General features: G+C 72.3%; 9 protein-coding genes. 6 read left to right on the top strand and 3 right to left on the bottom strand.

Annotation, left to right across the window (positions count from 1 at the left end; all coding sequences use genetic code 11):
- Window positions 1-72 precede the first annotated feature (72 nt).
- Window positions 73-675, bottom strand: a complete 603-nt coding sequence (locus ABTY15_RS20580) for a hypothetical protein (RefSeq protein ID WP_350593839.1) — start codon at window positions 673-675, stop codon at window positions 73-75.
- A 559-nt stretch (window positions 676-1,234) separates the two neighbouring features.
- Here ABTY15_RS20580 and ABTY15_RS20575 point away from each other — a divergent pair.
- The 6 genes from ABTY15_RS20575 (at window position 1,235) to ABTY15_RS20550 (ending at window position 6,759) form a co-directional block, all read left to right on the top strand.
- A complete protein-coding gene (locus tag ABTY15_RS20575; RefSeq protein ID WP_350593833.1) occupies window positions 1,235-2,089 on the top strand; it encodes a bifunctional methylenetetrahydrofolate dehydrogenase/methenyltetrahydrofolate cyclohydrolase in 855 nt (284 codons plus the stop codon).
- A 19-nt stretch (window positions 2,090-2,108) separates the two neighbouring features.
- Window positions 2,109-2,534 carry a DUF3017 domain-containing protein gene (locus ABTY15_RS20570; RefSeq protein WP_350593828.1) on the top strand — a complete coding sequence of 142 codons (426 nt, stop codon included), beginning with the start codon at window positions 2,109-2,111 and terminating at the stop codon, window positions 2,532-2,534.
- A gap of 212 nt (window positions 2,535-2,746) precedes the next feature.
- Window positions 2,747-3,739, top strand: a complete 993-nt coding sequence (locus ABTY15_RS20565; protein WP_350593815.1) for a malate dehydrogenase — start codon at window positions 2,747-2,749, stop codon at window positions 3,737-3,739.
- 72 nt (window positions 3,740-3,811) lie between these two features.
- Window positions 3,812-5,137, top strand: coding sequence for a hemolysin family protein (locus ABTY15_RS20560; protein ID WP_350593807.1), 1,326 nt, complete (start codon window positions 3,812-3,814; stop codon window positions 5,135-5,137).
- Window positions 5,138-5,212: 75 nt separating this feature from the next.
- Window positions 5,213-6,208, top strand: coding sequence for a tryptophan--tRNA ligase (gene trpS / locus ABTY15_RS20555; RefSeq protein ID WP_350593914.1), 996 nt, complete (start codon window positions 5,213-5,215; stop codon window positions 6,206-6,208).
- Window positions 6,205-6,759: a 2'-5' RNA ligase family protein gene (locus tag ABTY15_RS20550; protein ID WP_350593801.1), complete on the top strand. Its 555-nt coding sequence runs from the start codon at window positions 6,205-6,207 to the stop codon at window positions 6,757-6,759. Before trpS ends, ABTY15_RS20550 begins: the two co-directional genes overlap by 4 nt.
- Before the next feature lies 1 nt (window position 6,760).
- Here the strand turns inward: ABTY15_RS20550 and ABTY15_RS20545 are convergent, their stop codons facing one another.
- Window positions 6,761-9,271 (bottom strand): CDP-glycerol glycerophosphotransferase family protein, encoded by a 2,511-nt coding sequence (locus ABTY15_RS20545; protein ID WP_350593796.1) that lies wholly within the window; start codon window positions 9,269-9,271, stop codon window positions 6,761-6,763.
- A 282-nt stretch (window positions 9,272-9,553) separates the two neighbouring features.
- Window positions 9,554-13,126: a bifunctional glycosyltransferase/CDP-glycerol:glycerophosphate glycerophosphotransferase gene (locus ABTY15_RS20540; protein WP_350593792.1), complete on the bottom strand. Its 3,573-nt coding sequence runs from the start codon at window positions 13,124-13,126 to the stop codon at window positions 9,554-9,556.
- Window positions 13,127-13,240 lie beyond the last annotated feature (114 nt).

Genomic DNA, 13,240 nt, shown 5'->3' with positions numbered 1-13,240 from the left:
GATGGCGACCTCGCCGGTCTGGTTGTACAGCGAGACGTTGCCGCCGGTGACCGGGGTGCCGGGCCGGCCGGATCAGTAGCGCGGCCGGTTGAACCAGGCCACACCGTCCCGGGTGCACATCGCGGTGATCCAGATGATGCTGATCGCCAGCCACATCAGGGCGATGATCAGACCCACCGCGGTGCCGCCGCTGACCGCGCCGAGCAGGATCAGCAGACCCATCAGCGCGCCGAGCGAGCCGTACACGATGGTGGTGATGCGGACGGCCGGGCCGCCCTTGCCGAACTTCGCGCCCAGGGTGATCGACAGCGCGGCGAACAGCGCGAACAGCACGCCGAAGACCAGCACGACACCGGCCGCGGCGTTCCCCATCGTGGTGAACGGGTTGTCGTCGCTGGTGCTCCGGCTCAGCGTGTTGGTCGCGTCCTTGGCGGCCGCGGCGATGACCACGTAGATGATCGCGAGGAGCGTCTGCACACCGCCGACGATGAACAGCATCACCCGCGCGGTGGTCACCAGGCCGGGCATGGTCTGCGGCACGGCCGGCGCGAAGCCGTAGCCGGGCGCGGCCTGCGGGTAGCCGTAGCCGGCGGCAGGCGGGGCCTGCTGCGGGTAGCCGTAGCCCGGGGCCTGCGGCTGGCCGTACGGGTTGTTCGGGTCGGGCGGGTAACTCATGGATGCCTCCGGGCAGTTACGGGGACGTGGGGACGGGACAGCGGAGGGCCCGGTTCCGGGCCGGCGGGTCGGGCCGCCGGCCGGACGGGACGCCAGGGCAGCGTGGTGACGGCTCCGGAAACGGTGCCGGGCGCGGTCGGCTCAGGCACGCGGTGAGCGCGGCGGGAGCGGTGCGAGCAGGGTCGACGACGGGCACGCCGCGGTCGGGACGACGTCGCGGCGGTCGGACTGCTCGGTCTGGTCTGATCGGCTCACTGGCTCTTTCCCCCGGGTACGCCCCGCCGTGGTGTCCGTCGGCCCGTCACCGGGCCGGGTCGCGGCAGGGAATGCCCGCATATCGTCAACCGGACGGCAGGGCCGTGTCCAGCCGGTTCTGAGCACCGGACCAAGACTGTGGCGCAACCGCAACGTGGTAAGGATCATCCGTACCCGTCCGGCGGCGCCGCGGGCCCCGTCACCGGCTGCCCCGCAGGTCGTGCGACGGGGCCGGGTGCGGTCGCCCCGCGGAGCCGGTGCCGCCGTGGTACGGGCGCCGGTCGCGATCCGGGAGAATGGGGTCATGACTGCCCAGATTCTCGATGGCAAGGCCACCGCTGCCGCGATCAAGTCCGAACTCGCCGCCCGGGTGGCGGCCCTCAAGGCGAAGGGCGTCACGCCCGGCCTCGGCACCGTCCTGGTCGGCGACGACCCGGGCAGCCGCTGGTACGTCAACGGGAAGCACAAGGACTGCGCCGAGGTCGGCATCGCCTCGATCCAGCGCGAGCTGCCCGCCACGGCCACCCAGGAGGACGTCGAGAACGTCGTCCGCGAGCTCAACGCCGACCCGGCCTGCACCGGCTACATCGTCCAGCTGCCGCTGCCCAAGGGCCTGGACCAGAACCCGGTCCTGGAGCTGATGGACCCGGACAAGGACGCGGACGGCCTGCACCCGACCTCGCTGGGCCGGCTCGCCCTGGGCATCGAGGGCCCGCTGCCGTGCACCCCGCTCGGCATCGTCGAGCTGCTGCGCCGGCACGGCGTCGAGATCAACGGTGCCGAGGTGGTCGTGATCGGCCGCGGCGTCACCGTCGGCCGCTCGATCGGCCTGCTGCTGACCCGCCGCAGCGAGAACGCCACCGTGACCCTGTGCCACACCGGCACCCGGGACCTCGCCTACCACCTGCGCAAGGCCGACATCGTGGTGGCCGCCGCGGGCGTGCCGCACCTGGTCAAGCCGGAGGACGTCAAGCCGGGCGCGGCGGTGCTGGACGTGGGCGTCAGCCGCAGCGAGGGCAAGATCGTCGGTGACGTGCACCCGGGCGTCGCCGAGGTGGCCGGCTGGATCTCCCCGAACCCCGGCGGCGTGGGCCCGATGACCCGCGCCATGCTGCTCAACAACATCGTCGAGGCGGCCGAGCGCCGCGCCGGCATCTGACACCCCAGGGACGGCGAGCATGACTGAACCGCGACCGGCGCGGTCCCGGCGCAGGCCGGTCAAGACCACCGGCACCCTGCCGCCCGAGGGCTCGGCCGCGGCCCTGGGGCGCGACCACGCCCTGCCGGTGCGGCAGTGGCCGATAACGCTGGTCCTGCTGGTGGTCGGCGCCGGGCTCGCGGTCACCTGGTTCGCCGACTTCAAGGACGGCTTCAAGTACGGGCTGCTGATCCTCGGCGGCGGGGTGCTGCTGGGCGCCGTGCTGCGGCTGGTGCTGCCCGAGGTCGGCATGCTGGCGGTGCGCAGCCGCTTCACCGACGTGCTGGTGCTGACCTTCCTCGGCGCGTCGATCGTGCTGCTGACCCTGGTGGCCCAGCCCAACCCGTGGCTGGAGATGCCGCTGCTGGACAACATCGGCCAGCTGATCGGCCGGCCCAAGCACTGACCGGCGTCGCTTCCCCGCGGCCCCCGCCCCGAAACCCGGGCGGGGGCCGCGGTGCGTTGTGACGTATCAGACGCCGCGGCCGGGCCCGCACAGGCGGCGTACGCTTCCCTTTGCGATAACCTGACGCCGGTCTCTCGACGTCGAGAGAACATCCTCGGCTCCAGCGCGCCGATGTGCCTGGGGCACCTGGCGATTTGCTGGAGAAGGTAGAAATGACCCGCACCCCCGTCAACGTCACCATCACCGGAGCGGCCGGCCAGATCGGCTACGCGCTGCTCTTCCGCATCGCCTCGGGCCACCTGCTCGGTGCCGACGTGCCGGTGAACCTGCGCCTCCTGGAGATCCCCCAGGGCCTCAAGGCCGCCGAGGGCACCGCCATGGAGCTCGTCGACTGCGCCTTCCCGCTGCTGCGCGACATCACCATCACCGACAAGCCGGCCGAGGCCTTCGACGGCGCCAACGTCGCCCTGCTGGTCGGCGCCCGTCCGCGCACCGCGGGCATGGAGCGCGGCGACCTGCTCCAGGCCAACGGCGGCATCTTCGGCCCGCAGGGCAAGGCCATCAACGACCACGCCGCGGACGACATCAAGGTCCTGGTGGTCGGCAACCCGGCCAACACCAACGCCCTGATCGCCCAGCGCAACGCCCCGGACGTGCCGGCCGAGCGCTTCACCGCGATGACCCGCCTGGACCACAACCGCGCCGTCGGCCAGCTCTCCGCCAAGACCGGCGCCCTGGTCTCCGACATCAAGCGCGTCACCATCTGGGGCAACCACTCCGCCACCCAGTACCCGGACATCTTCCAGGCCGAGATCGCCGGCAAGCCGGCCTTCGAGGCCGTCGGCAGCGACCTGGCCTGGCTGGAGAGCGACTTCATCCCGACCGTCGCCAAGCGCGGCGCCGCCATCATCGACGCCCGCGGCGCCTCCTCGGCCGCCTCGGCCGCCAACGCCGCCATCGACCACGTGTACACCTGGGTCAACGGCACCGCCGAGGGCGACTGGACCTCCATGGGTGTCGTCTCCGACGGCTCCTACGGCGTCCCGGCCGGCCTGATCTCCTCCTTCCCGGTCACCACCAAGGACGGCAAGTTCGAGATCGTCCAGGGCCTGGAGATCTCCGACTTCTCGCGCGCCCGCATCGACGCCTCGGTCAACGAGCTGGTCGAGGAGCGCGACGCGGTCCAGGAGCTCGGCCTCATCTGAGCCCCTTGAACCTCCGACGGCCCGTCGCCTCCTACCGTGGGGCGGCGGGCCGCCGCCTTACACTGACCCGCTGTGAACGAAACCCTCGGGGACGCCGCGCTCGTCCTCGTCTTCATCCTGCTGGGCGGGCTGTTCAACGTCGCCGAGATCTCGCTGATCTCGTTGCGCGAGGGCCAGATCCGGACGCTGGAGGCGCACGGCAGCCGGCGGTCCGCCCGGGCCGCGCACCTGGCCGCCGACCCCAACCGCTTCCTGGCCGCCGTCCAGGTCGGCGTGACCTGCATGGGCTTCCTGTCCGCCGCGTTCGGCGCGGACACCCTGGCCGGCAAGGTCGCCCCGCTGTTCGTCCGGGCCGGGCTCACCGAGGGCGTCGCCGACGCGCTCGCCCTGGTCGGCCTCACCCTGGTGATCAGCTACGTCTCGCTGGTGCTCGGCGAGCTCACCCCCAAGCGGATCGGCCTCCAGCGCGCCGAGTCCATCGCGGTGATCGCGGCGCCGGTGGTCGACGTGATGTCGGTGGCCCTGCGTCCGGTGATCTGGCTGCTCGGCCACTCCACCAATCTGATGGTCCGCCTGCTGGGCGGCGACCCGGCCGCCGGGCGCGGCTCGATGAGCTCCGAGGAGCTCCGCGGCCTGGTCGCCGCCAACACCGAACTCGGCAGCGACGAACGGGCGTTGATCGCGGACGTGTTCTCCGCCGGGGAGCGGCAGCTGCGCGAGGTGATGGTCCCGCGCACCGAGGTGACCTTCCTGGACGCCGAACGCCCGCTGGCCGCCGTCCGGCAGCAGGCGGACACCTCGCCGCACTCGCGCTACCCGGTGGTCGAGGGCAGCGCCGACGCGGTGGTCGGCTTCGTGCACGTCCGCGACCTGTACGGCGCGCGCGGCGAGCAGGCCGTCAAGGTCCGCGACCTCGCCCGGCCGGTCAAGCTGCTGCCCGGCACCAAGCTGGTGCTGGAGGCGATGGGCGAGATGCGCCGCGAGGGCCACCACCTGGCCATCGTGGTGGACGAGTACGGCGGCACCGCCGGCATCGTCACCCTGGAGGACCTGGTCGAGGAGGTGATCGGCGAGATCCGCGACGAGTACGACCGGCCGGAGACCGCCACCACCCGCCGACTGGCCGGCGGCGGCGTGGAGCTCGACGGTCTGCTCAACCTCGGGGACTTCGCCGAGGAGACCGGCGTCACCCTCCCCGAGGGCCCGTACGAGACGGTGGCCGGCTGCCTGGTCGCCTCGCTCGGCCGACTGCCCCGGGACGGCGACCAGGTGCGGATCCCGGTCGAGGGAGGCCGGGGCGTGCTGTTGACGGTGGCCAAGCTGGAGGGCCGGCGGATCGCCCGGGTGAGGGTGAGTGCGGTCACACTGGCAGATCCTCCAGGGGCGGACGTTTCCTGAGCGACCGGTGGAACTGGAACAATGGCCCGCATGGTCAACGCAGCGGTCACCGGTCCGGTCAAGGAGCGTCCTCGGGTGCTCTCCGGCATCCAGCCCACCTCCGGCTCGTTCCACCTCGGCAACTACCTCGGCGCCGTGCGCCAGTGGGTCGACCTGCAGAAGGACAACGACGCCTTCTACATGGTCGTCGACCTGCACGCGATCACCGTGCCGCAGGACCCGCAGGTGCTGCGCGAGAACACCCGGATCTCCGCTGCCCAGCTGCTCGGCGCCGGCCTCGACCCGGAGCACTGCACGCTCTTCGTCCAGTCGCACGTGCCCGAACACGCGCAGCTCGCCTGGGTGATGAACTGCCTCACCGGCTTCGGCGAGGCCTCCCGGATGACCCAGTTCAAGGACAAGTCCTCCCGGTACGGTGCCGACAGCACCACGGTCGGGCTGTTCACCTACCCGATCCTCCAGATCGCCGACATCCTGCTCTACCAGGCGGACGCCGTCCCGGTGGGCGAGGACCAGCGCCAGCACGTCGAGATCACCCGCGACCTCGCCGAGCGCTTCAACTCCCGCTACGTCCCGACCTTCACGGTCCCGAAGCCGTACATCCTCAAGGAGACGGCGAAGATCCAGGACCTCCAGGACCCGGGCATCAAGATGAGCAAGTCGGCCTCCTCGGCCAAGGGTCTGGTCAGCCTGCTGGACGACCCGAAGGTCAGCGCCAAGAAGTTCAAGAGCGCCGTCACCGACACCGGCACCGTCGTCTCCTACGACGAGGGGGAGAAGCCGGGCGTCTCCAACCTGCTGCGGATCCACTCCGCGCTCAGCGGGCAGTCGGTCGAGCATCTGGTCGAGCACTTCGAGGGCAAGATGTACGGCGCCCTGAAGACCGAACTGGCCGAGCTGTTCACCGAGTGGGTCGGCCCGTTCCAGGAGCGCACCCGCACCTTCCTGGACGACCCGGCGGAGCTGGACCGGGTGCTGGCGATCGGTGCCGAGAAGGCCCGCGCGGTGGCGTCGCGGACGCTGGAGACGGTGTACGACCGGATCGGCTTCCTCCCGGCCGCCAAGCGGTGACCCCACTGACACGACTGCCCGATGGTGAGGAGCTCCCCGAGCTGCTCACCATCGGCGTGTCCGTGAGCGTCCCGGACCCGTACGGCGCGCAGATCCAGGACGCGCGGGCCGCGCACGGTGACCCGCAGGCCCGCTCCATACCGACGCACGTCACTCTGCTGCCGCCGACCGAGGTGCCCGCCGAGGGGCTGGCGAAGATCGAGGAGCACCTGGCGGCGGTGGCGGCCGCGCACCGGCCGTTCCGGATGCTGCTGAGCGGCGCCGGCACCTTCCGCCCGGTGTCCCCGGTGGTGTTCGTCCGGGTCGAGGAGGGGGCGCAGGAGTGCCGGCTGCTGGAGGCGGACATCCGCTCCGGCCCGCTGGCCCGCGAGTTGGCCTTCCCGTACCACCCGCACGTCACGGTGGCGCACGGCCTGCCGGACGACGTGCTGGACCAGGCGTACGAGCAGGCGCGCGGCTTCCGGGCGGCCTTCCAGGTGCCGGGGTTCAGCCTCTCCCGGTTCGACGCGGACGAGGTCTGGCGGCCCTGGCGGGACTACGGATTCTGCTGAACTAGCCGTTCGTGCGCCCTAGTTCGAGCATCCGGTCGACCACCCGGCGGGCCGCGCCGCCGTCGTCCAGCACGCAGTGCCCGGCCTGGAAACGCCGGTAGCGCTCCGCGTAGCCGGGGGGCAGCGCGGCACCGGAGTCGGCGAGTTCGCGCAGTGCGCCGAGCAGTTCGGCCGAGGTGGGGACGAGCGGGCCGGGGGCCTGCGGCTCGAAGTCGAAGTAGAAGCCGCGCAGGGTGTCCCGGTAGTGCTCCAGGTCGTAGGTGAAGAAGAACACCGGGCGCCCGGTGATCGCGAAGTCGAACATGATCGACGAGTAGTCGGTCACCAGCACGTCCGCGATCAGCAGCAGCTCCTGCGGGTCGGGGTAGTCGCCGCAGTCGTACAGGAAGCCGTCCCCGGCGCCCGGCAGCGGCTCGCGGACGTGCGCGTGCGGGCGGATCAGCAGCACGTGGTCCTCGCCGAGCAGGCGCCGGGCGTGGTCGACGTCCAGCCGCAGGTCGAGCCGGAAGCCGTCGCCGTTGCCGCGCTGCTGGTCCTCGCGCCAGGTCGGCGCGTACAGCACGACCCGCTTGCCCTCGGGGATGCCCAGTCGGTGGCGGACGGCCGCGGCGGTCCGCTGGTCGGCGCGGGCCAGCAGGTCGTTGCGGGGGTAGCCGGCCTCCAGGATCTCGCCGGCGTAGCGGAAGGCGCGGCGCAGGATCGGGGTGGCGAAGGGGCTGGGGGAGAGCAGCAGGCTCCAGTTCGGGGTCTCCCGGTCGAGTGCCGCCAGGTAGCCGTGGTCGGCCAGCCAGGGGTTCTCGACGTCGTGGGCGATCCGCTTGAGCAGCGAGCCGTGCCAGGTCTGCACGACCACCTGGCCGGGGCGGCGCTCCAGGAAGTCGGGCAGGTGGGTGTTGCCGACCACGTACCGGCAGGTGGCCAGCGCGCGGTACCACTCCGGGCTCCAGATCCGGACCGGGCTGACCCCGGGCGGCAGCTCGGCCTGGGCGTCGTCGACCACCCACAGGTGCTCCAACGGCTCGCCCCGGCGGGCGAGTTCGGCGTGCACCGCGCGCGGTGAGTCGGCGTAGCCGCGGCCGCCGAACACGTCGTACAGCACGGCCTCGCGCAGCGGCTCGCGGCGGGCCGCCGGGTAGCCGACGGTGCGCAGCCGGGTCTGGCTCCAGGCGCTGCGCTCGGTGGGCCCGAGCACCGGGGTGGAGTCCACCAGCAGGGTGTCGCACCAGCGGCGCTGCAACAGGATCCGCTTGCCGCCGGCCGAGGTGGTCGCGGGCAGCGCGTGGACGGTGCCGGGCGCGGCGAGCAGCGGGCGGGCCGGGCCGGGCCGGCCGACCGGTTCCAGCGCGGCCTCCCAGATGCCCTTGCGCAGCGGCAGTGCGGTCCCGTCGGAGCCGGTGCGGGTGGCGGGCACCCGGACCCGGAAGCGGCCGTCCTCGCCCGGCTCTACGCGGCTGCGCACCTCGTCGGCGGTGCCGCTGTGCCGCAGCACGAGCTCCAGCCGGCCCGGGTCCGGGTCGGGACAGTGGCCGCTCAGCTCGAAGCCGGCCGGCCGGACGGCGATCCGGTCGATCAGGCCCGCGGCGGGCTGGACGCAGAGCTGGAGCCGGCCGTCGGCGAGGTGCTTGAGGTAGAGCACCCGGTCGGGGGTGTCGGGCAGCCGGTGCTGGCCGGCCACCGGGCCGCCGCGCTCGTCCAGGCAGAGCTGCTCGGTGGTGCCGTCGGGGTGCAGCAGCTCGGCGTCCCAGTGCTCCAGGTCGCCGTCGCCCCGGCCGTCGGCGGTGAACGGCCGGTACGGCACGTGGACGGCGAAGGCGTTGCCGGTGCGGGCGACCGGCCGCTCGATGACGGCCTCGCTCTGCCGGTGGCGCAGCCGCAGCACGGTGCCGGCCGGGCAGTGGTCGGCGGTGCCGCGCAGGTCGAGGCCGTCGGCGCCGGGGGAGGCGTGGGTGAGCCGGACGTCCGGGCGTTCGAGCCGCAGGCGCAGCCGCCCGTCGACGAAGTGCGGCAGCAGCCGCACGTCCCGGTCGACCCAGCGGGCCGGCGGGTACTCGCCGGAGCCGCACCAGTGCGGGGCGAGGCCGCCGTACTGGCGGCGCAGCCGGGTGGGCCGGGGGCGGGTGAAGAGGGTGGTCTCGATCTGCCAGTCGCCGAGCAGCCACTCGGTGCCGTGGCGGAGCCGGTCGGCCTCGATCAGGGCGGTGAAGCCGGACCAGTCGTGGTTGTGGTCGGCCTGCGCGCTGTCGTCGGTGACCTCGGGCATTCTGCGGGGTCTGGAGCGCAGGTGGAGGGGGGGCCGGGCCGGGTCGGGGTGGCGCAGGGTGAGCCAGGTCCAGGCGGAGCCGGGGCGGCCGGTGTCGAGGTCGTCCGGGCGGGCGAAGCCGGTGAGCTCCAGGCCGCGGCCGGTCCAGCGGGCGCGCAGCAGGCCGAAGGCGACGTCCTCGTCGGCGGTGGGCAGCGCAGCGGTCACACGGGGGGCGGCGTGCGGAAGGACGAACCGTGTGAGCGCAGGCATGCGGGGTGTGAGCCCTTCGGGACGGGAACCGAACCATGGCGGTGGACCGGGAGGCCTCCGGAGCGGTGCCGACCGGTGCCGGGGCCGAATCGATATCCCATACCGGGAGTACATCCCGGGTCAACTGTACGGTTCGTCGAATTTCCTCAGAAATTCGTCAGCGAAACATGAGTTCGACGGCAAAGCGGGCGCAAAGGGTGAGGATCCGCTCAGAAAACCCCGGGGAATGCGCGGAGGCGCCCGGCACGAGCATGTGCCGGGCGCCTCCGGGGTCCTCGCGGACTACTCCTTGCGCAGCATCGCGTCGACCACCCGGGCCGAGGCCTTGCCGTCGTCCAGGTCGCAGTACGCCTCGCGGAACGCGGCGGCCTTGTGGGCGTACGCCGCCGCGACCTCGTCCACCCGGCCCAGCGCGTCGACCAGCTCCTCGGAGCTGCCCAGCAGCGGGCCGGGCGCCTCGGCCTCGAAGTTCAGGCTGAAGCCGCGCAGGTTGTCGCGGTAGTGCTCCAGGTCGTAGGTGAAGAAGAGCATCGGCTTGCCGGTCGCGGCGAAGTCGAAGACGCTCGCCGAGTAGTCGGTGACCAGCACGTCCGCGATCAGCAGCAGCTCCGCCATGTCGGGGTAGCTGCCGACGTCCCAGACGTAGCCGTTGCCGGCGCCGGGGATCTGGCCGCACATCACGCTGTGCCGGCGCACCAGCAGCACCTGGTCGTCGCCGAGCGCGGCCTTGGCCGCCTCCAGGTCGAGCCGCAGGTCCAGCTGGTAGCCGCCGTTGGGGCGGCGCCGGTCCTCGCGCCAGGTCGGCGCGTAGAGCACGACCTTCTTGCCCTCGGGCAGGCCGAGCCGCTCGCGGACCTGCTCCGCCGTCTTCTCCCGGTCGGACGCGAACAGCAGGTCGTTGCGCGGCGAACCGCTCTCCAGGATCTCGCCCTTGAAATCGAACGCGCGCTTCAGCACCGGGGCCGACCAGCTGTTGCCGGCGACCAGCAGGCTCCAGTTCGGGATCTCCTTGGCGAGGCCCTTCAGGTAGTTCGCGTCGGTGAACCAGACCTTCTCGAAATCGAAGCCGATCTGCTTCAGCGGGCTGCCGAGCCAGGTCTGCACGACGACCTGGCCGGGCCGGCGGACGAAGAAGTCGGGCAGGTGGGTGCTGGTGACGACGTACTTGGCGGTGGCCAGCGCCTCGAACCACTCCGGGCTCCAGAGCCGGAGCGCCTTCGCCGACTGCGGCAGGTCGGCCTGCAAGTCGTCGGTGCCCCAGAGGTGCTCCAGCGGCAGGCCGCGGCGGACCAGCTCCTCGTGGATCGCCCGCGGCGAGTCGGCGTACAGGCCGCCGAGGCCGACGTTGTACAGCACGGTGTCGCGCACCGGGTGCCGGCGGGCGGCCGGGTAGTCGACGGTCCGCAGCTGGCGCTGGCGGTGGCCGCTGCGCTCCTCGGGCAGCAGCGCCGAGTGCGACTCCAGCGAGAGCCCGTCGTGGTGGCGGCGCTCCAGCACGATGCGCTTGCCGCGCGACTCCACCTCCAGCGGCAGCGCGCCGAAGCACTCCGGCGAGATCAGCGCGTACGAGCTCGGCATCTCCTCGACCGGGGCGCCGAGCGGACGGAAGAAGACGCCCCAGGTGCCCTGGGCGAGCGGCACCCGGCCGGCGAAGGAGGCCGTCGGTACGGCCGGCAGCGCGGTCCGGAACCGGCCGTCCGCGATCTCCACCGGGTAGACGTGCTCCTCCTCGCGCCAGTTGTGCCGGACCACCAGCTCCCAGCGGTGCGTGCCGGGCAGCGGGAAGGAGCCGCTGAGCAGGAAGCCGTCCGCGCCGCGGGCGGAGACCTCGTCCACCACGGGCTGGAGCAGCTGGTCGGAGAACTGGAGGTAGCCGCCGGGGGAGGGCTTGGAGTAGAGCACCCGGCGCCGGTCGGTGGGGGCGTCCGGGTTCAGCGGCAGGTGCAGCTGCGCGGGCGCGTTGCGGTCGTCCCAGGCCACCTGGACGATGCTGCCGTCGGCCAGCACCAGCGCGGTGTCCCAGCGGTCGCGGCCGCGCTCGGCGGCCACCGGGTCCAGCTCGGCCCAGGCCTCACGGACGGCGGTCAGCTCGGTGGCCGGGAAGGACACGCTGAACGGCTGCAGGCTGCCGACCGGCGCGCCCAGCTCGACCGGGAAGGCCAGCTCGCGGTCCGACTCGACGTGGGTGAGCCGCAGCCGCGCCCCGGCGTAGCTCGCGCCGGAACGGGCCGCGCCCGAGACCTCCACCCGGCCGCCCTGCGCGGCCAGGCCGGTCACCCGGGCCCGGACGGTCTCCACCCGCAGGTAGACGAAGTTGTCCCGGACCCACGGCACGATCCGCACGTCCGGCTCGACCCAGTGCGCCGGGATGTACTGCGCGGTGTCGCTCCAGCCGGCCGAGATCCGGCCCTTGTAGACGCCGCCCTTGCCGGCGCCGGCGACCAGGACGCGCCAGTTGCCGTCCTTCCACTGGCCGCGGTGCTTGAGCTTCTGCGGGTCGAGGGAGACGGTGAAGCCGGCCCAGTCGCAGTTGTACAGGTCGTGGTTGCAGCTGGCGGTGGCCTCGGGGCTGTACGTGGTCTTCATCGGCACCGCGAGCACCCGGCGGCCCTTGGCCTCGCGCAGCACCAGGGTGCGGACCATGTCGTGCTTGTTGGCCGCGCCCAGCTGCTCCGGGTACGCGTGCCCGGTCAGCTGGAGCCGGCCGCCGACCCAGGCCGTCTCGTACAGGCGGCTGCGCATGACCAGCGAGTTGTCCAGCTTGAGCACCCCGGCCGGCACGCTCTTGCGCCCGCCGCGCAGGAACGGGTAGTCGGCGTACGGGCGCAGCAGACCGCGGGCCTGGACACCGCCGTTGCTCTCGCCCTCGTACTTGATCTGCTCGACGAACTCGTCGATCCGGCCCGCGAGGGTCAGGTGGTACTTCAGCCGCAGCGGCGCCCGCAGCTTGCGGACCAGCTCGGGGCCGATCGCCCGGAGCAGCCGGCTGACGTTCTTGGCGTAGGCGTCCCGGTACTCCTTGTCGCCGTCCACGACGGACCAGAAGAACATCGGGATCTCCTCGACGAGGGTGTTCTCGTCGTAGGAGCGCAGGTACTCGGCGAAGCGCGGCTCGGTCTGCTTCTTCAGCCAGCCGCGGACCAGCTCGACCGAGGTGACGCGGTCGACCAGGCCCTTGGGGTTGGTGCGCATCTGCGTGATCGACATCTCGCCGACCTCGCGCTCGCGCCAGTGGTAGATCGGCTCGGAGAGCACGTCCACGCTCTTGGCGAGGTAGTGGTGCGGCACGCTGACCGGGGCGTCCTCGTACAGGATGCCCTCGGGGTAGAGGATGCCGGCCGCGTCGAAGAACGAGCGGCGGTACACCTTGTTCCACGCGGTGCGGTCGGTGACCAGCGCCGGGATCTCGGTGATGTGGGTCTTGAGCCGGGTCTCCTTGAACGGCCGGGAGTGCCCGCCGGACTGGTAGTAGCCCACCGCGCGGAAGCGCAGCACGTTGCCGGTGGCGAAGTCCGAGCCGGTCTCGTCCAGCGTGCTGATCATCAGCTCGTACGCGCTCGGCGGCATCGAGTCGTCGCTGTCGACGAAGCACAGGAACTCGGAGTCCGGGTCGATGTGCCGGATGCCCGTGTTGCGGGCCGCGCCGAGGCCCTTGTTCACCTGGCGGACCAGGCGGAAGCGGGAGTCCTTGGCCGCGTACGCCTCGGCGAGGGCCGCGCTGTCGTCCTTCGAACCGTCGTCGACCATGACGCACTCGAAGTCCGTGAAGGTCTGGGCGGCGATCGAGTCGAGGCATTCGACCAGGTAACGCTCGACGTTGTAGATCGGAACGACGATGGAGAGGCGGGGAGCCATCGGCTACGCAGGCCTTTCTCGGGAAGGAGCGTGGCGGCCCGTGGGGGCCTGGCCGCACTTTGAATCGGTGCGTCTGTGCGCCCGATCCTACCTCCGGGCTCTGAGCCCCTTCCG

It is taken from the genome of Kitasatospora sp. NPDC097643 (assembly GCF_040302625.1).
Classification (GTDB): Bacteria; Actinomycetota; Actinomycetes; order Streptomycetales; family Streptomycetaceae; genus Kitasatospora.
Note: the sequence above shows the minus strand (reverse complement) of the source record. Positions and strands in the feature narration are given on the sequence as shown.